We start from the raw sequence: 23,404 nt of genomic DNA on the forward strand, positions 1-23,404 counted from the left end.
TTCATCGGGCCACCTCCATCTCACGGCGCACCATACGGACGCGATAGCGCACCAGAATATCGCTGGCCAGCAGGAAAAACAGCATCATTGCCTGGAAAATGCCGACCGCCGCCACCGGCAGTCCGATCGTGGTCTGCGCCACCTCCCCGCCCACCACGCTGATGGCGAGGGCGAGGCCGGCAAGGATGATGCCCACCGGATGCAGGCGCCCCAAAAAGGCGACGATAATTGCGGTAAAGCCATAATTGGTCGGGAACGAAGGCACCATGCGCCCGAACGGCCCGGCCGCTTCCAGCACCCCGGCCAGTCCGGCCAGCGCCCCGCTGGTCAACAGCGCGATCCAGATGGTCCGGTTGACCGAGAAGCCGCCATAGCGCGCAGCATGGGGGGCTGTGCCCACCACCTTGATCTGATAGCCCAACACCGAGCGGCTCATGAAGAACCAGGCGGCGAGCGCCACGATTATGGCAATCGGCACCCCCAGATGCACGATGGTGCCCGGAACCACCCTGGGCAGCATCTGGTCGGCGGTGAACATGCGGGTCTGCGGGAAGCCAAAGCCCATCGGGTCTTTCCACGGCCCGATGACCAGGTAATTCAGCAGATGGATGGCCACATAGGTCAGCATCAGGCTGGTGAGGATTTCATTGACCTGCAGCCTGGTCTTGAGAAAGGCCGGCAGCAACGCCCAGGCCATGCCCCCGACCATGCCCGCCGCGATCATCAGCGGCAAGATCCATGGCCCGCTCATGTCGCGTGTCATGAGCGCAATCCCGGTGGCGGCCAGGCCGCCCAGCACATATTGCCCTTCGGCCCCGATATTCCACACATTGGCGCGATAGCCGATGGAAAGTCCGACGGCGATGATGATCAACGGCGCCGACTTGACCGCGAGATCCTGCCATTTCAGCGGATTGAGCAGCGGCGTCAGGAAGATTTCCCGCACCGCGCCAATGCCGTTATAGCCGATCAGCGAGAAGACGATGGCGCCCACCAGCGCCGTGACCAGCACGGCGGCGATGGGGGTCATATAGAGCATGGCCCTGGAGGGTTCGAGGCGCTTTTCCAGACGCAATTGCATCATGCCGCCTCCGTCCCGCCATGTACGCCGCCCATCAGCAAACCGATCTCCTCCACGCTGAAATCCTTCACTGGCCGCGCCTCGCTCAGCCTGCCCATATTGATGACGGCCAGCGTGTCGGTCAGCGAGCGCAATTCGTCGAGATCCTGGCTGATGACCACGATGGCCGATCCGGCCGTCGCCAGATCGATCAGCGCCTGATGGATCGCCGCCGCCGCACCGGCATCGACGCCCCAGGTCGGCTGGCTGACAACCAGCACGCTGGGCTTTTGCAGGATTTCCCGGCCCATGATGTACTTTTGCAGATTGCCGCCCGACAGCGAGCCCGCTGTGGAGGCCGGCCCCAGCGCCTTCACCGCGAAATTGGCAATGACCTGCCCGGTATAGGTCTTGGCGGCGCCGGAATTGATCAGCCCCATCATCACCATGCCCAGCCGGTCGCGCGCCGTCAGCACGGAATTGTCCGAAAGGGTGAAATCGCCCACCGCCGCATGACCGTTGCGCTCTTCCGGCACGGCACAGAGGCCATGCCGCCGCCGCTCGGTCGTGCTCATCGTGCCGATGTCGAGCCCGTCGATTTTGATCACGTCGCGCTCGTGGCCGTGGACCTCGCCCGACAGCGCATCGAGCAGCGCGTTCTGTCCATTGCCCGCCACCCCGGCTATGCCCAGGATTTCCCCCGCATGCACCGTGAAGCTGACATGATCAATGGGAACGTCGAAATGGCCGATCTTTGACGTTGACAATCCGTTAACCACAAGCTTCGGAGCGCCAAAGCTGCGAGCGCCATCCTTGACGATGTCCTTGAGCCCGGTGCCGATCATTTTCTCGGCCATGGAGCGGCTGGTCTCCGCCTTGGGATCACAAATATCCACCAGCTTACCGCCGCGCAGGATCGTGGCCGTGTCGCACAAGGCTTTGATTTCATGAAGCTTATGCGAGATGTAAAGGATCGAGCACCCTTCCGCCGCCAATTGGCGCAGGACGGTGAATAGCTGCTCCACTTCCTGCGGCGTCAGCACCGAAGTGGGTTCGTCCATGATCAGCAATTGCGGATTGAGCAGCAAAGCCCGAACGATTTCAATGCGTTGACGTTCGCCCACCGACAACGTCGCCACGGTTCGATACGGGTCCAGCGCCAGCCCATAGGTCGCCATGACCTCGCGGATGCGCGCTTCCAGTTCCCGCGGCGGGATTTTGGCGTCCATGCCCAATGCGATGTTTTCGAGCACCGTCATGGCCTCGAACAGCGAAAAATGCTGGAATACCATGCCGATACCCAGCCGGCGCGCCGCCTTGGGATTGGCGATGACCACGGGCTGTCCATTCCAGCGGATTTCGCCGGCATCGGGCTGCATGATCCCATAGATCATCTTCACCAGCGTCGATTTGCCGGCGCCATTCTCGCCCAGAAGCGCATGGATTTCGCCCGGCCTGACTGCGAACGACACATTGTCGTTGGCCAGAACCCCTGGAAATTGCTTGGTAATTCCGCTCAGTTCGAGCCTGCTGGGTATATCAGAACCCACTCGCCACCCCCACTTGTCTGGGGGTGCGCGCGTGCCCGGCAGATGCGCCCCCTTCCCCGATTCGAACCATAATCTCGGCAGCGGCCAATGCCGCAATCACCGATGGACGTTTATCCCCAAGCCCTTGCGCCCCGATGGGCAAGATCAGCTGTTCAAGCTGGGCGGCATCGCCGCCCTGTTGCACGAACCAGCTGGAAAATTTCGCGCGCTTGGTCTTCGAGCCCACCATGCCGACATAGGTAGCGTCCTGCCGCGCCAGGGCTTCATTGGCGATCAGGAAGTCCAACGCGTGGTCATGGGTGACGATCACGAAGGCACTGCCATTGGGCGCTGACCGCACCACGGCCTCGGGCAAAGCCACCAGGCGATGGGCAATATCGGGCGCCAGCAGCGCGATTTCCTCCCGCCGCGTGTCGATCACCTCGACCCGCACCGGCAATAGCGCAAGAATCTGGGCCAGCACACGCCCCACATGGCCGGCGCCGAAAACATAGACGTGGGGCATGCTCTGGTCTTCCGCCGCCACACGTCTCGTCAGCGCCTGCCGCAGCGTCTCATCCACGAAGTGCAGCGACACCGCGACCCTGCCACCGCAGCATTGGCCGATTTCCGGGCCCAGCGGCACATCCATCGCCGCCTCCGCCCGCCCTTCGGCAATCAGCCGGCGCGCATGGTCGATGACCATATATTCGAGCGCCCCGCCGCCGATCGTGCCGAAAATGGCCGTCGGGCCCACCAGCATGAACGTGCCCTGCTCACGCGGAGAAGAGCCCCGCACCGCAGTCAGCTCGCACGCAATCGCGTTGGGATTGGCGACGAAAAAACTGTCCAGGGCTGCGGATTGGGTCATCTACAGCGCCCGCGCCTCCCGCTTCATCCGCTCCACCCCCATCAGCACCCGCTCGGGCGTAACCGGGGTGTCCAATTGCGGAGCGACACGGTAGTCGGCCACGCTGGCCACCGCCATGCCCAGCGCCTCGACGACGCTCATTGCCAGCATGAAGGGCGGTTCGCCAACCGCCTTGGAGCGGCCTATTGTCGGCTCGCGATTAACCGACCATTCCGCCAGTTCGACGTTGAAAACCGGGGGAATGTCTGAGGCCAGCGGAATTTTATAGGTGGAAGGCGCATGGGTGCGAAGCTGCCCCTTGCCGTCCCAGACCAGTTCTTCCGTGGTCAGCCAGCCCATGCCCTGAATGAAGCCGCCTTCCACCTGGCCGATATCGATGGCCGGGTTCAGCGATTTGCCCACATCGTGCAGAATATCGACGCGATCGACGCTATATTCGCCGGTCAGTGTGTCGATGCTCACTTCGCTGACCGAAGCGCCATAGGCGAAATAATAGAACGGATGGCCGCGCCCGGTGGCCCGGTCCCAGTGGATTTTCGGCGTCTTGTAGAACCCCGCCGCCGAAAGCTGCACGCGGTTGAGATAGGCAGAAGCGCAAAGCTCGGCAAACGGCACGAATTTGCGCCCGACCTGCATGCCGCCCTGCACCCATTGGCAATCCGCCGCATCCGCCTCGTAGAGCTTCGCGGCGTGGCTCTCCAGCCGGCGCTTGATCTGCTCGCAGGCATCCCAGGCGGCCATGCCGTTGAGATCGGACCCCGACGAGGCCGCCGTGGCCGAGGTGTTGGGCACCTTGCCGGTCGAAGTAGCCATGATCTTGACCGTATCGAGGTTGACCCCGAAGGCGTCGGCCACCACCTGCGCCACTTTGATATAGAGCCCCTGCCCCATTTCGGTGCCGCCATGGGACAGATGGATCGAGCCATCCTTATAGACATGCACCAGAGCGCCAGCCTGATTGTACCAGGTGGCGGTGAATGAAATGCCGAACTTGACCGGGGTCAGCGCGATGCCTTTTCGGATCACGGCACTGGTCTTGTTGAAATCGAGGATGGCCCTGCGGCGGGCCTGGTAATCGGAGGACGCTTCCAGCTCGTCCACCACGCGGTCGATGATATTGTCCTCCACCCTCTGGTGGTAGGGCGTCACATTATCCGTGTCCTTGCCGTAGAAATTGGCCCTGCGGATATCCAGCGGGTCCTTGCCCAGCGCATAGGCGATGTCCTCGATCCAGCGCTCCGCCCCCATCATCCCCTGCGGGCCGCCAAAGCCGCGAAAGGCGGTGTTGGAGACGGTATTGGTATAGAGCGGCTCGGAGCGCGCCCGCACTGCCGGATAAAAATAGGCATTGTCGCAATGGAACAGCGCCCTGTCGCTGACCGGCCCGGACAGATCGGATGAAAAGCCTGCTCTCGTGGCAAAAACCGCATCCACCGCCAGGATCTTGCCGCTCTCATCATAGCCGACATCGTAATCAACGACGAAATCGTGCCGCTTGCCCGTCGCCTGCATGTCGTCGTCGCGGTCGGGGCGGATCTTGCAGGCCCGGTTCCATTTCTTGGCCGCAACAGCGGCCACCGCCGCGAACAGATTCCCCTGGGTTTCCTTGCCGCCGAAGCCGCCGCCCATGCGGCGCACATTGACAGTCACCGCATTGTGGCGAATGCCCAAGACCTGCGCCACCATCAATTGCACTTCGCTCGGATGCTGGGTCGAGGAATAGACAGTGACGTCTTCGTCTTCCCCCGGCACGGCCATGGCGATCTGGCCTTCGAGATAGAAATGGTCCTGCCCGCCAATGCTGATGGCGCCCTTGGCGCGGCGCGGCGCACCGGCGAGCCCGGCCTCTACGTCGCCGCGTTCCAGTTTCAGCGGCTCCGTCACCAATTGCCCGCCCGCCGCCTGCGCCGACCGAACATCGGGAATCCAGTCGAGATCGCGATAGTCGATCCTGGCCAATTGCGCTGCCCGTCGCGCCGCATCGCGCGTTTCGGCGATTACCGCAAAGACCGGCTGGCCCCAGAACTGCACCTTTCCTATGGCAAAGATCGGTTCGTCGTGTTTGTGGCTGGGCGACACGTCATTCTCGCCCGGAATATCGTCGGCCAGCAGCACCCCGATGACGCCCGGCGCCGCCTTCACCGCCGAAAAATCCATCGACACGATCTCGGCATGCGCCTTGGTGGAAAGACCGAGATAGGCATGCATGGTGCCGACCGGCTCGATCATGTCGTCGATATATTCGGCCGTACCGGTCACATGTTTGGGGCCGCTGTCATGCCGGCTATTGGTGTGCAATACGGCAAGACTGATCTGGGCTTCATGCTTGTTCATCACGCCACCTCCCGCTTCAGCCGCTGGCCCTGCCCCTGCGTTTCAAGGAAAAACCGCCGGAGCAGATTCTGTGCGGCCAAAAGCCTGTATTCCGCCGAGGCGCGCATATCCGACAGCGGCTGATAATCTTCGCCAAAGGCGGCGATGGCGGCGTCGATATTATCCTCGGTCCAGGGCTTGCCGATCAGTGCCGTTTCTACAGCCTTGGCGCGCTTCGGCGTCGCCGCCATGCCGCCAAAGGCGATGCGCGCCGCCTCGACCATTCCGTCGGCCCCAAGCTTCACGCGGAAAGCGCCGCACAGGGCCGAAATATCCTCGTCCCGCCGCTTGGACACCTTGTAGGTGGCGAAATGCTCGCCTGCCGGGAGCCGCGGCAGCGTCACGCTTTCGACAAACTCGCCGGGCTGCCGGTCCTGCTTGCCATAAGCGATAAAATAATCCTCGAGGGCGATTTCGCGCCGCTCGCCGCCCCGTCGCAGCGTCAGCCTCGCGCCAAGGGCGATAAAGGGCGGCGGCGTGTCGCCGATGGGCGAGCCATTGGCGATATTACCGCCGATCGTGCCCATATTACGAACCTGTTCACCGGCAAAACGGTTCCACAAATCCTTGAGCTGCGGGAACGCGCCGGTGACCTCTGGCAGCGCCTCCGAATAGGTGACGCCCGCGCCGATCCGCACCGCGCCGTCATCCGCAGCGACATGCTTCAAGTCCTGCAAATGCCCGATGAAAATCGCCGGACCGATGCGCCGCATGAATTTGGTGACCCACAGGCCCACATCAGTAGAGCCGGCAACGATCCGCGCCTCAGGCCGCGTCGCATAAATCTCGGCGAAGTCATCGAGGCTCGCCGGAATGATGATCTGGGCCTCGCCCGCGCCGATCTCGACGCGGCGTCCATCTTGGATGGCCCTGATCTTCTCCTTGACGGCAATGCGCTCGGCCCAGAGCGGGTCACCCTGCGGCTGCCCGTAATTGGAAATGGCCTGCCCTGCGCGAATGATCGGCGCATAGCCGGTGCAACGGCAGAGATTACCCTGCAAGGCCTTTTCGATCGCCGGGCGCGACGGATTGGGATCGCGCATCCACAGCCCGTAAAGGCTCATCACGAAGCCGGGTGTGCAGAAGCCGCATTGCGATCCGTGATGATCCACCATGGCCTGCTGCACCGGATGGAGCACGCCATTCTCGCCGCGCAGATGTTCGATGGTCACCACATGGGTGCCGTGCAGACTGCCCATGAACCGGATACAGGCCGTAACCGAATCATAGATGATCTCGTCGCCCAGGAGCTTGCCCACCAACACGGTGCAGGCCCCGCAATCGCCCTCGGCGCAACCTTCCTTGGAGCCGCGCAAGCGGCGCTCCAGCCGCAGCCAGTCGAGAAGGGTTAGGTCGGGCGCCACATCGGTGAGAGTGATTTCCTCCCCGTTGAGCAGAAAGCGGATGGCATTGACGATCTCGACCATGATCAGCTCCCCCGATACGTCGAATAGGCGAAGGGGCTGACCAGCAGCGGCACATGATAATGCCGATCTTCGGCGATGATGAACCGGATCGGCACCACATCGAGGAACGGCGTTTCGATCTCGACGCCGAGCCGCTCGAAATATTGCCCGACATGAAAGCGGATTTCGTATTCGCCGTGCTGGAATTCTTCCTCCAGCAGCGGCTGGTCCACGCGGCCGTCGCCATTGGTATAGCTGTCGAGCAGATGATGGGTGTGATCGCCATGCACGAAATGCAGCTCCAGCCGCATGCCGCGCGCCGGTTTGCCATGCATCGTGTCAAGCACGTGCGTCGTCAGGCGCCCGCCTGCCATCTTGCTGCTCCCTTTTCGTTCCCCTTGAGAACAAGACTACCGCAACAGCGCCATTGCGCAATGCAGATTTTTTACCAGATGGTCCACTTTTGTGCATCTTGTGCGCCGACGTGTCCCGGATACACTTGCACCGATACCGTCCCGAGAGGCAATGAGATGAACCGCTACCCCCGCGATATGCACGGCTATGGCCCAACTCCGCCTCATGCGAACTGGCCCGGCGGCGCCCACGTGGCGGTGCAATTCGTGCTGAATTACGAGGAAGGCGGCGAAAACAATATCCTGCATGGCGATGGCGCTTCCGAGGCCTTCCTCGTGGACGTGCTCGGTGCCCAGCCCTGGCCCGGCCAGCGCCATGCCAATGTCGAATCCATGTATGAATATGGCGCCCGCGCCGGGTTCTGGCGGCTCCATCGCCTCTTCACCCAGGCCGGTCTGCCGGTCACGGTCTATGGCGTTGCCACCGCCCTGATGCGCGCGCCCGCGCAGGTTGCCGCCATGCAGGAGGCGGGCTGGGAAATTGCCAGCCACGGCCTCAAATGGGTGCAGCACAAGGATATGCCCGCCGCCGAAGAAAGCGCCCAGATTGCTGAGGCGGTGCACCTGCATGCCATCGCCACCGGCGCCCGCCCCCGGGGCTGGTACACAGGCCGCTCCAGCCTCAACACCGTCGATCTGGTCGCCGACCATGGCGGCTTCGCCTATATCTCGGACACCTATGACGACGACCTGCCCTATTGGCGGCTCATCGGTGGCCGGCCCCAGCTCATCATCCCCTATTCGCTTTCCACCAATGACATGCGCTTCGTCACCGCGCCCGGCTTCGACAATGGCGAGGAATATTTCACCTTCCTCAAGGACAGCTTCGATTGCCTATACGCCGAGGGTCAGGCCGGCGCGCCCAAGATGATGTCCATCGGCCTGCATTGCCGGCTCGTCGGCCAGCCCGGCCGTTATCTGGGGCTGAAGAAGTTCATCGACTATATCGGCTCTTTCGATCGGGTCTGGGTGCCGACCCGCCTCGCCATTGCGGAGCATTGGGCCAGCGAACACCCCTATGTCGCGCCCGAAGTGATCCCGAGCCAATTGGGCCTTGAGGACTTCGTGGCCCGCTACGGCTCGATCTTCGAACACTCCCCCTGGATCGCCGAACGCGCCTGGGAAGCCGAAATGGGACCTGCCCATGACAATGCCATCGGCCTCCATTTCGCCCTGCGCAGCCAGTTCCGCATGGCCAGCGACGCCGAGCGCCTCGCCGTTCTGCGCGCCCATCCAGATCTTGCCGGCAAGCTCGCCGCCGCCCGGCGCCTCACCGTCGAATCCACCGCCGAACAGGCGTCCGCCGGGCTCGACGCACTGACCGACGAAGAGCGCAATAAGTTCACCGCCCTCAACAATGCCTATGTCGAAAAGTTCGGCTTCCCCTTCATCATCGCCGTGCGCGATCACACCAAGGCGTCGATCCTCGACAATTTCGAGCGACGCCTGGCCAATTCGGCGCAGGAGGAATTCGCGACGGCCTGCGCACAGGTCGAGCGCATCGCGCTGCTCAGGCTGAAGGCAATCCTGCCCTAGCCACGATCGGGGGCGGCTTGGCCCGGCGGTCTGGTTTCGAGCGTTTCCAGCCTGAACAGCAGTGAGAAAAATGCTAGCCAGGGCAGGTTATGCCGCATCCAGACGGCCGATGGCAGGTCTATTTTCCAGAACGCATTACTCATGCTGAGCACTGTGCGCGCCAAAGCTGAATATTCGGTAACCCTAACGAAAGCCTACTTGCAGCAGCCGTCCCGCCGCCTGATTCCATAGCCGAACGGGAAAATGCGACGGAGGTGCCACGGCGCGCAATCTGCGTTATCAAGTGAGACAAGACTGGCCCATTCCGAGACCGACATGGCTTCCACCTACGCTTCCCCGCCCGCCGGCCTGCCCGGACAGATGGCCCTGCACACAAGCCGGGCCGTGTTCACCGAGGCCTATGCGCTCATCCCTTCCGGCGTTATGCGCGACATCGTCACGTCCGGCCTGCCCCATTGGCGCGACAGCCGCGCCTGGATCATCGCCCGCCCCATGTCCGGCTTTGCCGAGACCTTTTCACAATATATCGTGGAAGTCCTTCCCGGCGGCGGCAGCGAACGGCCCGAGCCGAATGTGGAAGCTGAAGGTGTCCTTTTCGTCGTTGAAGGCCAGACGACCCTGACCATCGAGGGCAAGACCCATCTGCTCAAGGAGGGAGGCTATGCCTTCCTGCCGCCGGGCAGCAACTGGAGCCTGGTCAACAAGTCCACTGCTCCAGTGCGCTTCCACTGGATACGCAAACGCTATGAGCAAGTGGACGGCATTGCTCTGCCGGAAGCATTCGTTTCCAGCGACAAGGACGAACCCATCCGCTGGATGCCGGATACCCGCGACACCTGGGGCACCACCCGCTTCGTCGATCCCGCCGACCTACGCCATGACATGCACGTCAATATCGTCACCCTCGAACCGGGCGCCGTCATTCCCTTCGAGGAAACCCATGTCATGGAACACGGGCTCTATGTGCTGGAGGGCAAGGCGGTCTATCGGCTCAACCGCGACTGGGTGGAGGTCGAGGCCGGCGATTTCATGTGGCTGCGCGCCTTCTGTCCCCAGGCCTGTTATGCCGGACCGGAGCGCTTCCGCTACCTGCTCTACAAGGACGTCAACCGCCATGCCAAGCTGCCGTTCTGAACCATGAGCGATCCAACCATCAAAATCGAGCCGCTGTCAGCGGAGGCCTTCGCAGCCTACGGCCAGGTCATCCAGACCGAGGGCGCGCAGCATTATCCGATCAATAATGGCATGACCGAGCGCTATCACGATCTGGCGCGGGTCGAACTGGGCGGGGTCCATGCACGCCCCCTGATCTCCATCTTTCGTGGCCAGCCCTATACATTGCCGCTGGACATCAAGCTGGTCGAGCGGCACCCGCTGGGCAGTCAGGCTTTCTACCCGCTCTCGGCCAATCCCTGGCTGGTGATCGTCGCCGAGGACGAGGCCGGTCGCCCGGTGCGCCTGCGCGCCTTCCGTCCGTCCCCGGGTCAGGGCGTCAACATCGCCATGAATACCTGGCATGGCGTGCTGACCCCGCTGGATCACAGCGGCGACTTTCTCGTCGTCGATCGTGGCGGCGAGGGCAACAATCTCGAAGAGCACCATTTTGAAACGCCTGTGCGCATCGCGCTCTGACCGTCGGCTCCTAACCCTGATTCTGCTCGCCGCTCGCAACCGTCTCATTCCTGCGGTAGTTTTGTTGCCATTGCAGGGAGGAAGCCATGTCGTTCCTTAGGCTGGTTGGGATCATCTTCGCGTGCCTTTTTGTGACCGCCCCGGCGCTGGCCCAAGGCATCACGCTATCGGGCACCGTGACCTATCGCGAACGCATCGCGCTGCCGCCAGACGCGCAATTGCGCATCTCGCTGGTCTCGCTGCCCGGCGGTGCGCCTGTTGCTGGCGCTTCAGCCGACATTCCAGCGAAAGGTCAGATTCCGCTGGCCTTTTCGCTCAATGTGCACCGCCAGCCAGCCGCTGGCGCCTATGGCCTCGTCGCCGAAATCCGCAGTGGGGAGAACCTGCTGTTCCGCAATGCCCAGCCCGTGCCGCTGCAACCGGATTTGACCCATCGGGTCGAGATAATGGTCCAGAAGATGCCCCGATCACCCACGCCAGTGCCGCCGCCTTTGCCTGCCCTCACCGACATTGTCTGGAACGTCACCAGTATTGGCGGCAGGCCCGCCATCGGCCCCCGCCCGCCCACGCTCTCCATCGCCGCCGATCTGCGGGCCAGCGGCCATGGCGGCTGCAATAATTATTTCGCCGAAACCAGTCTGTCCGAAACGGAGCTTACCTTCGGCCCCGCCGCCGCAACCCGCATGGCCTGCGAACCGGACCTCATGGCCCAGGAAAGCGCCTATTTCGCCGCGCTCGCCGCCGTCACCGGTTTCGAACTGGAGGGCAGGAGCCTGCGCCTGCTCGACGCCGCCGGCATTCCGCTGATCGGATTGGTGCGCAGCGCCGACTAAAATACTTCCAAGAAAAATGGATACCGGTTTTCCGGTTCGGACACGCGATAAAACAAACACTTGGATCATTTCAGCGTTTCTATTAAGCCCTGAAATGATCCAAGCGAAGCCAGCCCTATTCGCTGTCGACCATCACCGGCACATCGCTGCTGTCCGGAGCCTCCGTGAAGGACGCGGCAAAGGTCAGCACGCTGATCGACAGCACGAACAATGCGGTAAGCAAAAGCTGGGGCACGGCTTTCCTCCTGAAATCAGCACGTCTTCGCTGGCATCGGCCAGCCCTGCCTGACTTGGCTTTTCTCGTCTGAACGCCGCTGGAATAGGGCATTTACCTCTCGTTCATAAATCCCTCATCGCGCATGCCTGCCATGCCGCCCGAACCTTTTGGGGGCGCTTGCGTTGCTTTCATTGCCAATGATCGCAATTGAGGAAACCGCCATGCCCGACCCGATCGCTCATAGCGGCGCTGCTGTTCCGCTGCTCGCCATCTTCACCGATTTCGATGGCACGCTGGTCGAAATCGCCGAAACGCCTGACGCCGTCGACGTTCCGGCCGACCTGATGCAGCGCCTCGACCGGGCCCGGCAGGATTTCGACAATGCCTTTGCCGTCCTTACCGGGCGCGAAATCGCCGACATCGACCGCTATCTGTCGCCGCTGCAATTGCCGGTGGCTGGTACCCATGGCGCCCAGCGCCGCCGCGCCGACGGCACGCTCGAAGATGTGGACGCCGCCCTCTCGGCGGATGCTGAATCCATAGCCCGGGCGCTTCAGCCCTTGGCCATCGCCAATCCCGGCCTCCTGGTCGAAGCCAAGGACGGAGCCGTGGCTTTGCATTTCCGCCAGGCTCCCGAAATGGAGGATGCCGTGCAACTGGCCATGCAGGAAGCGCTGCTCGACTATCCCCGCTTCACCCTCATGCGCGGCAAGAAGGTGCTGGAGGCGCGCCCGGTCGGCATCGACAAGGGCGTGGCCCTGCGCGCCTTCATGCAGGAGGAGCCCTTTTCCGGGCGCACCCCGATATTTATCGGCGACGATCGCACCGATGAAGACGCTTTCCGCGCCGCGCAGGATCTGGGCGGCATCGGCATCAAGCTCGGTTCCGGCGAGACCTCCGCCCGCATGCGCATCGCCGACATCGCCTCGGTCCATGCCCTGTTGCAGGGCCTAGGCGACCTCGCCCATCGCCCGTCCGCCGAGGCGCAGCCGGAGGTGGTCATTCCCCACTGAACCCCCACCCGCTATTTAAACCATCAAGGAGCCGAAAACCCATGAGCCGCATCGTCATCGTATCCAATCGCACCCCCGGCAAGGGCCCCGCCGCCGGCGGGCTCGCCGTGGCCTTGCGCAAGGTGCTGGGCGAGCGCGAAGGCTTCTGGTTTGGCTGGTCGGGCAAGCTCGCCGAAGCCCCGCCACCGGAGGCGAGGATCGAACATATCGACGGCCTGAGCATCGCCCAGATCGATCTCACCCGCGACGATCACCATGCCTATTATGCCGGTTTTTCCAATTCCATCCTCTGGCCCAGCTTCCACCTCCGGCTCGATCTCGCCACCATTGAAGGCCATTGGTACGAGGGCTATCGCAGCGTGAACCGGCAATTTGCCCGTAGCCTTTTGCCCCTGCTGCGGCCCGACGACATCGTCTGGGTGCACGATTATCACCTCATCCCGCTGGCCGCCGAATTGCGTCACCTGGGCGCGCGCAACCGCATCGGCTTTTACCTCCACATCCCCTTCCCCACCGCCGATGCGCTCTATGCCATTCCCCATCATGAGGAATTGATGCGCGACCTCTCGCGCTACGACCTGATCGGCATGCAGGCCAAGCGCGACGTCGCCGCCTTCACCGAATTTGCCGAGCACCAGATGCCATCGACCTTTGGCGGCCATCGCAGCCGGATCATCGATTTCAGCCGTACCGAAGTGGATGCCTTCCCCATCGGCTCGGATCCCGACGCCTTTGCGCGGCTTGCCGTCAGTCCGGCCGGGACTAAGATGATCAACCGCATGAAGCGCTCATTGGGCGACCAGCGCCTGATCCTTGGTGTGGACCGCCTGGATTATTCCAAGGGCCTGCCACAGCGCGTCGAAGCCTATGAAAAATTGCTGGCCAACAATGCCCGCCTGCGCCGCTCGGTGCATCTGTTGCAGGTCGCACCGCCCTCGCGCGACGGCATCAAGGAATATCAGGAAACCAGCGACGCGCTCGACGCCATCTGCGGCCGGGTCATGGGCCATTTCGCCGAACCCGACTGGCAACCGCTCACCTATGTGAAGCGCGCCTATGGCCAGCCCAGCCTTGCCGGGCTTTATCGCCTCGCCCGTGTCGGACTGGTCACGCCCCTGCGCGACGGCATGAATCTGGTGGCCCATGAATATGTCGGCGCGCAGAACCCTGACGATCCAGGCGTCCTGGTGCTGTCGCGCTTTGCCGGAGCCGCCGAGATTTTCCCCGAGGCGCTATTGGTCAATCCCTTCGACACCGACGAAACCGCCGAGGCCCTGCGCCTCGCGCTCGACATGCCGCTGGAAGAACGCAAGCAGCGCTGGCAGGCCCTGATGCAGGCGGCCCGCCGTCACAATGTCGATGATTGGGCAATGGGCTTTCTCGACCGTCTCGCCCCCGGCGCCAACGCCAGGACGAGCACCACCCGCGACATCCTCTACCTGGCCTCGGTCGCCTGAGCGGCTGGAGCTGTTCGAGCCCTTCCTCGCGCTCCCACCCCATCGTCATTGCCCGGCATGCTCGTGCTTGACCCGAGCACCGCGCAATCCAGCTCACGCAATAGCCGCCTAATAAAAAAGGGCGACCCGAAGGCCGCCCCTGTTCATCAGGCGTTTGCCGAAGCGCGGCGCGCGCGGCCCGCATCTCGTGGCGCCTTGTTCGTGCGCGGCTTGCCGGCCCCGGGCCGTGCGCCCATGACCTTGCCGGTTTCGGAATCGCGCCGCACCGCCTTGACCGGGGCATTGGCGGCCGGACCTGCCTTGGTCCGCTCGCCGCCGGGGCGAGGCGTGTTGAACTTGCGCGGCTTGGCGGCCTTGGGGTTGCGCGCCGTGCGTGCGCCTGAGGGAGCCCCCGCCGCATTGCGCATCTGGCGCGGCTCGGGAGCCACTTCCACCAGGTTCACGTCGCCCGAGACCGGCAATGTGCGGCGGATCAGCCGCTCCACATCGCGCAGCTTGCTCTTTTCGGTGCCGTCACACAGCGTGATGGCAATGCCCGACGCGCCGTTTCGCCCGGTGCGGCCGATGCGGTGCACATAATTTTCGGGGTCGTCGGGCAGTTCGTAATTCACCACATGAGTGATGCCCTGCACGTCGATGCCGCGCGCCGCGATATCGGTGGCGACCAGGATGCGCACCGAACCGCTGGCAAAGCCCTTGAGCGCCGCCTGGCGGGCATTCTGGCTCTTATTGCCATGGATGGCGGCGGCTTCATGCCCGTCGATGACCAGGTTCTTGGCCACGCGGTCGGCGCCATGCTTGGTGCGCGAGAAGATGATGACGCGCTCCATGCCTTCCTTTTCGTCGGCGAGAAGCTCGTTGAGCACCCCGCGCTTGGCCTTGGAGCCGGACATGATCACCCGCTGATCGATCTTGACCACGGTGGAGCCCTGCGGCGCCGCCTCGACCTTGACCGGCTCTTTCAGCAGCGTCTTGGCCAGGTCTTCGACCTCGGCGGCCATGGTGGCGGAAAACAGCATGGTCTGGCGGCGCAGGCCGATGGCCTTGGCAATGGCGCGCACCGGGGCGATGAAGCCCATGTCCAGCATGCGGTCGGCCTCGTCCAGCACCAGCCAGCGCGTTTCATTGAGCCGGATCTTGTTATCGTCCAGCAGATCCTTGAGCCGCCCCGGCGTGGCCACGACCACGTCGACGCCCTTGGCGATCTTCTGCACCTGATGGTAGCGCGACACCCCGCCCAGCACGAGCACGGTATCCAGCTTCATCTTGGAGCCGGCGAATTTGCGGATATTTTCCTCGATCTGCACTGCCAGTTCCCGCGTCGGCGCCAGGATCAGGGCGCGCGTGGTCATCGGGCGCGGACGTCCAGTCAGGCCGAGAATACCGGCCAGGATCGGCAGGCCGAAAGCCGCCGTCTTGCCAGAGCCGGTCTGGGCAATGCCCATCATGTCCCGGCCTTCGAGCAGTTTCGGAATGGCCTGGGTCTGGATTTTCGTGGGCTCGGTGAAGCCGCCGGCAGTCAGGCTGTCGGTGATCAGGGTCGGCAGGCCGAGCGAAATAAAGTCGTTCAAATGTCTGTCTTTCATAGGCGCTCAAAAGCGCATGCGCCCGGCTGCAGAGCAGCGAGCGCGTCTTCAAATATGCAATCGGGCGATGGGATTATCGCGCGGGTGCTGGCTCAAACCCGGACCGCTTTCAGGTCTCCGGGCTGACTTCGCCGCTCACCGCATGAGTAAGAAGAGAAGTCCATCGACGGCCTTTTCCGCCGCGACGTAGGGCACATATGGGGGAGATGGCGGAAAAACGCAAGCGATGCGAGAACAGGGTGGCCATGCACGACGTTCAACACACCCGGCGTTGGCACTGGCAAGAGAGGACGTCAAATCCCCCCATACCAGTCATAGCCATTGTCCTCCCAATAGCCGCCCTTGCCGCGGCCGAAACCAGCCAGATCGTCCACCAGCTCGATCGTATGCAGATATTTCGGCTGCTTGTAGCCCAGTGCCCGCTCGATCCTGAGGCGGATTGGAGCGCCATTGCTCACCGGCAGGCTGGCATCGTTCAACCCATAGGCGAGGATCGATTGCGGGTGATAGGCGTCCACCAGGTCCGAACTGGTATAATAGAGAATATCGCCGCTCATCGTGCGCTGGATATTGTCGAAGCAATGATAGATGGCAAAACGCGCCCCCGGCTTCACTCCCGCCTGATCGAGCACCGGCCCGAGCGGCGTGCCGGTCCATTTGGCGATGCAACTCCAGCCCTCGACGCAATCATGCCTTGTGATCTGGGTGCGGCTGGGCATATTGCGCAATTCGGCCAGCGAAAAGCTCACTTCCCGCTCCACCATGCCCTTGATGGTGAGCCGATAGGGCTCGAAATTCATCTGCCGCAGGAACAGATATTCCGGCGTTGTCGGCTCGGTCGAACCATTGGGCCGCATGCCCTGGCGGATTTCGCTCTCCCCATATTCGCGCGCCAGCACCTGATCCCCGACCAGCGCCCTTTGCGCCGAATAGGTCAGCACATTGGCCTGTTCCATGACCTCGCGCACGGGATTGCCGCGCTGGGCGAGAAAATCGAACTGATCGCAGCCCGAAAGCACCAGTCCCGAACCCGCCGTCGCTGAGCCGAGCAGGAAACGCCGCCGATTGATGATCAGCCTTTTCATGATCGATCTCCCTCCTGGCGCGGCGTGGCGGGGCCGGTGCGATACCAGCCGGTGATCATCGAGCGCAATCCGTTGAGCGGCCCCGCCAGCAATACCATGACGATATGGATGATGAAGAACAGCACCAGCAGCACCATCACCGCGAAGTGGATACTGCGCGCCGTCTGCCGCCCGCCAAAAATATCGAGAAGCCAGGGCCAGGCCGCATCCATGCCCGGGCTCATGGTCAGCCCGGTCAGGACGATCAGCGGAAACAGCACGAAGAAGACGATGAAATAGCTCAGCTTCTGTAGTGGTGAATAGCGGCGGCCCCGATGCAGCCGGAACCGCGCATGGTCCAGCACGTCGCGCGGCAAACCGCTCAGATCGGCGCCCTTGGGCACGATGTCGCGTCGCAAATGCCCATTGATGAAACTGGCGAGAAACCAGACGAACAGCGCCCCGACGAAAATCCAGCCGAAGAAGAAATGCACCACCCGTCCGCTCGCCAGATCGCGGAAGGAGGGAATGGTCACCGCGCCGGGAAAGGCGGTGTAGCTCGGATTGGCTTCCGGCCCGCTCATTCCCAATAGACCGGTGGTGTCGAATGTCTGCCCGAAGACGATCGTGCGCCCACGCGGCCCGTCCGGCGTGTTCACAGCGCCGATCCGCAGCACGGCATTGTCATATTCGAACCCGCTCTCCTGCCCGATATAGAGCGCGGGATGGGCGTTGAAGATTTGCAGGCCGGAGAGCAAAAGGAAAAACAGGCAGATCGCCCAGACCCAATGGGTCAGGCGCGTCCATATCGACTGCCGATAGATCAGCGGCCCCTTGGCCACTGGCAGACTCGGCTTGGCGTCCTGGCTCATGATCGCGCCTCCCGGAAGCGATACGATGCCAAAACGCTTCCGGTTTCAATATTTCCTGCCGCGCGGCAGAAAATTCAGGCGCACCGGGGTCGAAACGGCGAGGCGCGTATCGGCCTATTCCTCGGCGCGCGCTGCCCAGTTCATGCCGCGACGCAGGATCGTGGCCATATTGGAATTGTCGAATTCCTTGGCCTGGTGGCCCAGGGTCATATGGAAGACACGGCCCTTGCCGTGGTGGCGTTTCCAGGCCACCGGCATCACCACGCCGTCGATCCAGGACGCATGCTCGCCGCTGAAAGTCGTCGTCGCCAGAACCTCGATGGAGGGGTCGACATGCATGTAATATTGCTCGGACGTATAGGGGAAGGACTTGATCCCGGCCATGATCGGGTCTTCAGGCTTGGCGACATCGACCTGGTAATCGATGATATTGCCCGGATGGGCCACCCATTGCCCGCCCACCATGAACTGATATTCGACCGAGTCGCGGAACGCATCGCTCATGCCGCCATGATGGCCGGCCAACCCCACGCCGCCCTCGACCGCCTTGGTGAGATTATCGACCTCTTCCTTGGCGATCTTGCTCATCGTATAGATGGGAATGATCAGCGACAGATCATGAATTGAGGGATCCGCAAAAGCGCTGGTTTCGGTGGCGGTGCGCACCGAATAGCCATCCTCGTGCAGCCAGCGCCGATAGATTGCCGCACATTCCTCCGGGTCGTGACCTTCCCAGCCGCCATAGACGATCAAAGCACTGCGCATCTGCTTCACCCCGCAAATCAAACGGCGCGGAGAATACCCGACTGAGCCGGTATTGAAAGCCCGTCAGATGCGAATGAAGCCCTCCAGCCGGTTCACAAAGTGCAGCCGCGTCTACAAATGGCGCCATAAACCCGCCTGACCGGACAAGGCGGCGAATTTGACCAACAGGTCCACTTTCCACTGTCACAATTAGCTGATTAACTCCTTGTCGACGTGAGGCATGCCGGTCTCCCGGCATTTGCGGCGTCGCACGCGATAGCAAAGGGAAAACAGGGATGAAGAAACTTCTGCTGGGCGCCACCGCGCTCACACTCTGCGCCGGCTTCTCCAGCGCGGCCTATGCTGAGTTCACGCTCAACATCCTGCATATCAACGATTTCCACTCACGGTTTGATCCGATCACCAACAGCGATTCCAATTGCGGCGCCGATCAGGACGCCGCCGGCGAATGCTTTGGCGGCATTGCGCGCCTCAAGACCATTATCGACGATACCCGCGCCACTCATGCCGATGGCAATTCGATCCTGCTGTCGGCAGGCGATAATTTCCAGGGCTCGCTCTATTACACCACCTATAAGTCCAAGGTCGTCTCCGACTTCTTCAACCAATTGGGTTTCGACGTGGTCGCCACCGGCAATCACGAATTCGACGACGGTCCCGAGGAATTCCTGAAATTCATCGAAGCCGCCGAATTTCCCATCATCGGCGGTAATTTCGATGTCAGCCGTGACGCCAATCTCGCCGGCAAGATCAAGGGCTCCATCGTCGTGGAAATCGGCGGTGAGAAGATCGGCATCATCGGCGCCACCGCCGAAGATACGCCGGAAATCGCCGAAGTGGGCGATGTCGAATTCCACGAAGTCACCCAATATGTGCGCGGCGCAGCCGAAGCGCTCGACGCCGCCGGGGTGAACAAGATCATCCTGCTCTCCCATATCGGCTATGGCGTCGATCTCGAAGTCGCCGCCTCCGTGCCGTTGATCGACGTCATCGTCGGCGGTCACAGCCATTCGCTGCTGGGCTCGATGGATGGCGCGGCGGGCCCCTACCCGACCATGGTCACCAATCCGGACGGCATCGAAGTGCCGGTGGTGCAGGCCAATCAATACGGCAAATATCTGGGTGACATCGCCATTACCTGGGACGATGACGGCAAGGTCGTCAGCGCCGAAGGCGCCCCCTACCTGATCGACGCCTCGGTCACCGGCAACGAGGACTTCAAGGCCCAGCTCGCCGATCTGGCCGGTCCCATCGAGGAACTGGCCGCCACCGTCATCGGCGCCTCCACGGCCCCGCTCGAAGGCAATCGCGAAGTCTGCCGGGTCAAGGAATGCTCGATGGGCAATCTGCTGGCCGACGCCATTCTCGACCGCACCGCCTCCCAGGGCGCCACCATCGCCTTCCAGAATGGCGGCGGCATCCGCGCCTCCATCGACGAGGGCGAGATCACCATGGGCGAAGTGCTGACCGTTCTGCCCTTCTCCAACACCCTGGCAACGGTATCGATCAGCGGCGCCGATGTCATCGAGGCTCTTGAAAACGGCGTCAGCGACATCGAGAACGGCGCTGGCCGCTTCGCTCAGGTCGCCGGCGTCAAATACAGCTACACCCTCGCCAATCCGGCGGGCGAACGGATCAGCGACGTGCTGGTCAAGGGCGATGGCGACAGCTGGGTGCCGATCGACGAGGAGGCCACCTATATCGTGGTCACCAATAATTTCGTCCGCGGCGGCGGCGACGGTTACGAAACCTTCGCCAATGGCGACAATCCCTACGATTTCGGCCCGCCGCTGGAACAAGTCGTGGCCGATTACATCGCCAGTCAGGGCGGCACCTACACCCCCTATACCGATGGCCGCATCACCATTCTCGAATAGGCGTGACGCCGTTTCCTATGAAAGGGGCGCCTCAGGGCGTCCCTTTTTTTTGCGAGTTGGCGCGTATCCGGCAAAAACAAGCAATTGCCGCAACTTCGACACGATTGAGGACCACTCGATCACCGTCTCGTGATGAGATTCCTCCCTCCCCTGACGAACAGAGTGCCACAATGAAGCCTTTCGCCATCGCCGCGACCCTTGCCGCCACCCTGACCCTTGCCGCTTGCGGCAATGCCCCCGAGCAGCCCGCCGAGACCACTGCCCCTGCCGCACAGACCGAAACTGCGCCCGCGCCGGCCCCCTCTGCCGATCCGGCGCCTTCCGAAACGCCTGCCGTAACCCTTGAAGTGCCGGCCAATACCATGGTGCCGGGCACCGACATGACCATCGAGCAAGCCGTTGAACAGGTGCAGCAGCAGGTCGAGGACGCCCAGCTGACCGATGCCGAAAAGCTCCAGGCTGTGGCCGACGCCCGCAAGGCCGCCGAAGACGCCGCCCGCCAGGCCGGTCTCAACAGCGATCAGGTCAAGCAGGCCGGCGACGCCGCCGAGCAGGCCGCCAAGACCATGTTCGGCATTCAGTAAGCGCCCAAAAGGCTCCTGCAATGAACAAGGCCCCGCCGTTTGCCGGCGGGGCCTTTCGTCATAGAGCGCTTCCAGGAATAGTGGATACGGGTTTTACGGTTCGGAAACGCGATAAAACAAACACTTAGATCATTTCAGCGTTCCTATTAAACGCAGAAATGAACTAGGCTTCCCCTCTCAGGCGCGGCGGGCCAATTGCCCCCAGATCAACAGGATGATCACCGCGCCCACGATCGAGGCCAGAAAACCGGCGCCATCGCCCGCATTGTACCAGCCGATCTGCTGCCCGAGCCAGCCGGCCAGAACCGAACCGACAATGCCCAGAACCGTGGTGAGGATGAAGCCGGAGGGCTTGTTGTCGCCCGGCGTGATCCACTTGGCGACAAGGCCGGCGAGAAAGCCGATGATGATGGCCCAAACGATAGACATGCTGACGCTCCACATTTCGTTGCGATGATTAAGTCCGCATCTCCGCAAACGGTTGCAGGCGCGATCACAAATTCCGCTTTCCGTCCGATTGTGAATGAACTGACCGCAACTCCTGCGCGCCGATCCCGTTGCTGAGCTCCGGGGGCAACACCAATGGAGTATGACCAATGAAAAAGATCCTGACCGCCCTTGCCGTGGCCGCCCTGCTCGGTTCCGGTTCGTTTGCCATGGCACAAGATGCCGGCGTGAGCGTCGAAACACCTGCCGTCGATGCTGCGGTTGGCGTTGATGCCAGCTATGACAGCCTGACCTCGGCCCTCTCGGGCAGCACCAGTGTCGACCTCGCCAAAGTGACCGAGCAATCCCAGGTCACGATCGTGCTCCTGTCCTCGCTGACCGGCGAGGCTGGTGCGTTCGACAAGGCCTTCGCCGCCAATGCCGAGGGCAATACCACTCTGCATGGCAATGTGTCTGGCAATGCCGCGATCAAGGCCAAGCTGGAAGCCGAAGGCCACACAGCCGACGATGTCGTCGCGGTCAAATCCAATGCCGATGGCTCGGTAATGGTCTATGTGGACGACCGCGGCTAAAGCATCGGCCCCAAAAGTGCCCACCGTTTTCGCACCATTCGACGCGCAAACGCTCTGAGCCAGCGCTCTGAACCTGCGGCGCGGCTTTCATCCCTGCCCCTGAAAGAAAAGCCCCGCATGCCGGGGCTTTTCTTCGTCGGTCCTACAGCGTTTCCAGGAGAAACGGATATCAGCTTTCCGGTTCGGAACACGCCAAAACAGATACTGAGATCATTTCAGCCTTTCGGCTGGACCATGAAATGATCAGAGGACCGAATGCTCGGTCCGGTCCCGCTCGGTGATCGTTCCCAGGTCCAGCACCTTCTGGATATTGGTGGCGTGGCGGAAGCTGGGCTCGAGATTTTTGCCCGACAGTACCGCCTCCACGAAGCGCTGGTAATTGGTCGGCACCGGGTCCACCGCCACTTCGCTCCAGGTGCTGGTTTCCACGTCCTCGCCCAGGCAGGTATAGAGCTTAGACCAATCGTGCCGGTGCTGCACTTCCACCGAGCCCAGATCCCCATAGACGCGCAGACGCAATTCATTGACATGCCCGGTGGCCCAGCGCGTGGCATGGATCACACCCAGCGCTCCGTTTTCGAGCTGCGCCGTCATGGCGAAGCTGTCATTGGCGTCGAGGTCATATTCGCCGATCCGGTTGCCGGGAGCCTTGTCGAAGGTTTCCAGCCGGCAGAACACCTTGGAGAAATCGCTGCCCGCGCCATAGGCGGCAAAATCGAGAATATGCACACCAATATCGCCCAGAACGCCATTGGAGCCGTGCTTCTTGCTCAGGCGCCACAGCCACTGGCTTTCGGTGCGCCAATCGCCCCAGGCTTTCGAGACCAGCCAGCTTTGCAGATAGCTGGCTTCGAAATGCTTGACTTTACCCAGCGCGCCCGACGTCACGATCTCGCGGGCCTTCTGCAATTGCGCGACATTGCGATAGGTGAGGTTGACCATGTTGACCAGGCCCAGCCGCTCTGCGGTCTCGGTCATTTCCATGGCCTTGGCGTGGTCGGTGGCCAGCGGCTTCTCGCAGAAGACGTGCTTGCCTGCGGCCAAGGCCGCCATGGTTGTCGGGTGATGGATAGAATCGGGGGTGACATTGGCCACCGCGTCGAACTCGCCCCAGGCCAGGGCCGCATCGAGCGAGCCGAAGCCGCGCTCAATGCCATGCACCTCGTTGAAGGCTTCCACGCGCGCCGGATCGACGTCAACGCCACCCGCCAGGGTCACGCCGTCGATGGCGGCAAAATGCCTTGCATGCTGATTGGCCATGCCGCCGGTTCCCAGAATGAGGATCCGCATCGTCTTC

General features: G+C 62.4%; 21 protein-coding genes. 9 read left to right on the plus strand and 12 right to left on the minus strand.

What is annotated here, in order from left to right; genetic code table 11:
• Position 1 precedes the first annotated feature (1 nt).
• The 6 genes from H0482_RS05165 to uraH are packed head-to-tail and all read right to left on the minus strand — an operon-like array spanning position 2 to position 7,613.
• Positions 2-1,084, minus strand: coding sequence for an ABC transporter permease (locus H0482_RS05165; protein WP_193728922.1), 1,083 nt, complete (start codon positions 1,082-1,084; stop codon positions 2-4).
• A complete protein-coding gene (locus H0482_RS05170; protein ID WP_330998200.1) occupies positions 1,081-2,610 on the minus strand; it encodes an ABC transporter ATP-binding protein in 1,530 nt (509 codons plus the stop codon). Before H0482_RS05170 ends, H0482_RS05165 begins: the two co-directional genes overlap by 4 nt.
• Positions 2,600-3,460, minus strand: a complete 861-nt coding sequence (gene xdhC / locus H0482_RS05175) for a xanthine dehydrogenase accessory protein XdhC (RefSeq protein ID WP_193728923.1) — start codon at positions 3,458-3,460, stop codon at positions 2,600-2,602. The genes H0482_RS05170 and xdhC overlap by 11 nt, the downstream gene beginning before the upstream one ends.
• Positions 3,461-5,794 carry a xanthine dehydrogenase molybdopterin binding subunit gene (gene xdhB, locus H0482_RS05180; protein ID WP_193728924.1) on the minus strand — a complete coding sequence of 778 codons (2,334 nt, stop codon included), beginning with the start codon at positions 5,792-5,794 and terminating at the stop codon, positions 3,461-3,463.
• Positions 5,794-7,260 carry a xanthine dehydrogenase small subunit gene (gene xdhA / locus H0482_RS05185; protein ID WP_193728925.1) on the minus strand — a complete coding sequence of 489 codons (1,467 nt, stop codon included), beginning with the start codon at positions 7,258-7,260 and terminating at the stop codon, positions 5,794-5,796. Before xdhA ends, xdhB begins: the two co-directional genes overlap by 1 nt.
• A gap of 2 nt (positions 7,261-7,262) precedes the next feature.
• Positions 7,263-7,613, minus strand: a complete 351-nt coding sequence (uraH, locus tag H0482_RS05190; RefSeq protein ID WP_193728926.1) for a hydroxyisourate hydrolase — start codon at positions 7,611-7,613, stop codon at positions 7,263-7,265.
• A 156-nt stretch (positions 7,614-7,769) separates the two neighbouring features.
• Here uraH and puuE point away from each other — a divergent pair, with 156 nt between their 5' ends.
• The 6 genes from puuE to H0482_RS05220 all read left to right on the plus strand — a co-directional run bounded on the left by puuE (position 7,770) and on the right by H0482_RS05220 (position 14,340).
• Complete coding sequence (puuE, locus tag H0482_RS05195) at positions 7,770-9,188, plus strand: allantoinase PuuE (RefSeq protein WP_193728927.1); 1,419 nt, start codon at positions 7,770-7,772, stop codon at positions 9,186-9,188.
• Positions 9,189-9,503: 315 nt separating this feature from the next.
• Positions 9,504-10,322 (plus strand): bifunctional allantoicase/(S)-ureidoglycine aminohydrolase, encoded by an 819-nt coding sequence (locus H0482_RS05200; RefSeq protein ID WP_193728928.1) that lies wholly within the window; start codon positions 9,504-9,506, stop codon positions 10,320-10,322.
• Positions 10,323-10,325: 3 nt separating this feature from the next.
• Complete coding sequence (locus H0482_RS05205; protein ID WP_193728929.1) at positions 10,326-10,820, plus strand: ureidoglycolate lyase; 495 nt, start codon at positions 10,326-10,328, stop codon at positions 10,818-10,820.
• Between the two features lie 86 nt (positions 10,821-10,906).
• Positions 10,907-11,653 (plus strand): META domain-containing protein, encoded by a 747-nt coding sequence (locus tag H0482_RS05210; RefSeq protein WP_193728930.1) that lies wholly within the window; start codon positions 10,907-10,909, stop codon positions 11,651-11,653.
• 438 nt (positions 11,654-12,091) lie between these two features.
• Positions 12,092-12,883, plus strand: a complete 792-nt coding sequence (gene otsB, locus H0482_RS05215; RefSeq protein ID WP_193728931.1) for a trehalose-phosphatase — start codon at positions 12,092-12,094, stop codon at positions 12,881-12,883.
• Between the two features lie 41 nt (positions 12,884-12,924).
• Positions 12,925-14,340: an alpha,alpha-trehalose-phosphate synthase (UDP-forming) gene (locus H0482_RS05220; protein WP_193728932.1), complete on the plus strand. Its 1,416-nt coding sequence runs from the start codon at positions 12,925-12,927 to the stop codon at positions 14,338-14,340.
• Positions 14,341-14,486: 146 nt separating this feature from the next.
• Here the strand turns inward: H0482_RS05220 and H0482_RS05225 are convergent, their stop codons facing one another.
• The 4 genes from H0482_RS05225 to H0482_RS05240 all read right to left on the minus strand — a co-directional run bounded on the left by H0482_RS05225 (position 14,487) and on the right by H0482_RS05240 (position 18,627).
• Positions 14,487-15,926, minus strand: coding sequence for a DEAD/DEAH box helicase (locus H0482_RS05225; RefSeq protein WP_193728933.1), 1,440 nt, complete (start codon positions 15,924-15,926; stop codon positions 14,487-14,489).
• A gap of 293 nt (positions 15,927-16,219) precedes the next feature.
• Positions 16,220-17,011, minus strand: a complete 792-nt coding sequence (locus H0482_RS05230) for a molybdopterin-dependent oxidoreductase (protein ID WP_193728934.1) — start codon at positions 17,009-17,011, stop codon at positions 16,220-16,222.
• Positions 17,008-17,862 carry a cytochrome b/b6 domain-containing protein gene (locus H0482_RS05235; RefSeq protein ID WP_193728935.1) on the minus strand — a complete coding sequence of 285 codons (855 nt, stop codon included), beginning with the start codon at positions 17,860-17,862 and terminating at the stop codon, positions 17,008-17,010. Before H0482_RS05235 ends, H0482_RS05230 begins: the two co-directional genes overlap by 4 nt.
• A 114-nt stretch (positions 17,863-17,976) precedes the next feature.
• Positions 17,977-18,627: a ThuA domain-containing protein gene (locus tag H0482_RS05240; protein WP_193728936.1), complete on the minus strand. Its 651-nt coding sequence runs from the start codon at positions 18,625-18,627 to the stop codon at positions 17,977-17,979.
• 275 nt (positions 18,628-18,902) lie between these two features.
• Here H0482_RS05240 and H0482_RS05245 point away from each other — a divergent pair, with 275 nt between their 5' ends.
• Both H0482_RS05245 and H0482_RS05250 read left to right on the plus strand, forming a co-directional pair.
• Positions 18,903-20,504, plus strand: a complete 1,602-nt coding sequence (locus H0482_RS05245) for a bifunctional metallophosphatase/5'-nucleotidase (protein WP_193728937.1) — start codon at positions 18,903-18,905, stop codon at positions 20,502-20,504.
• 170 nt (positions 20,505-20,674) lie between these two features.
• On the plus strand, positions 20,675-21,088 hold the full coding sequence (locus tag H0482_RS05250; protein WP_193728938.1) for a hypothetical protein: 414 nt from the start codon (positions 20,675-20,677) through the stop codon (positions 21,086-21,088).
• Positions 21,089-21,265: 177 nt separating this feature from the next.
• Here the strand turns inward: H0482_RS05250 and H0482_RS05255 are convergent, their stop codons facing one another.
• Positions 21,266-21,517, minus strand: a complete 252-nt coding sequence (locus H0482_RS05255) for a GlsB/YeaQ/YmgE family stress response membrane protein (protein ID WP_193728939.1) — start codon at positions 21,515-21,517, stop codon at positions 21,266-21,268.
• Positions 21,518-21,684: 167 nt separating this feature from the next.
• Between H0482_RS05255 and H0482_RS05260 the strand changes: the two genes are divergently transcribed.
• Positions 21,685-22,107, plus strand: coding sequence for a hypothetical protein (locus H0482_RS05260; RefSeq protein WP_193728940.1), 423 nt, complete (start codon positions 21,685-21,687; stop codon positions 22,105-22,107).
• A gap of 243 nt (positions 22,108-22,350) precedes the next feature.
• Here the strand turns inward: H0482_RS05260 and H0482_RS05265 are convergent, their stop codons facing one another.
• A complete protein-coding gene (locus tag H0482_RS05265; RefSeq protein WP_193728941.1) occupies positions 22,351-23,397 on the minus strand; it encodes a Gfo/Idh/MocA family protein in 1,047 nt (348 codons plus the stop codon).
• Positions 23,398-23,404: the final 7 nt, after the last annotated feature.

The sequence above is a fragment of the Devosia faecipullorum genome (genome assembly GCF_015158295.1).
GTDB lineage: Bacteria > Pseudomonadota > Alphaproteobacteria > Rhizobiales > Devosiaceae > Devosia > Devosia faecipullorum.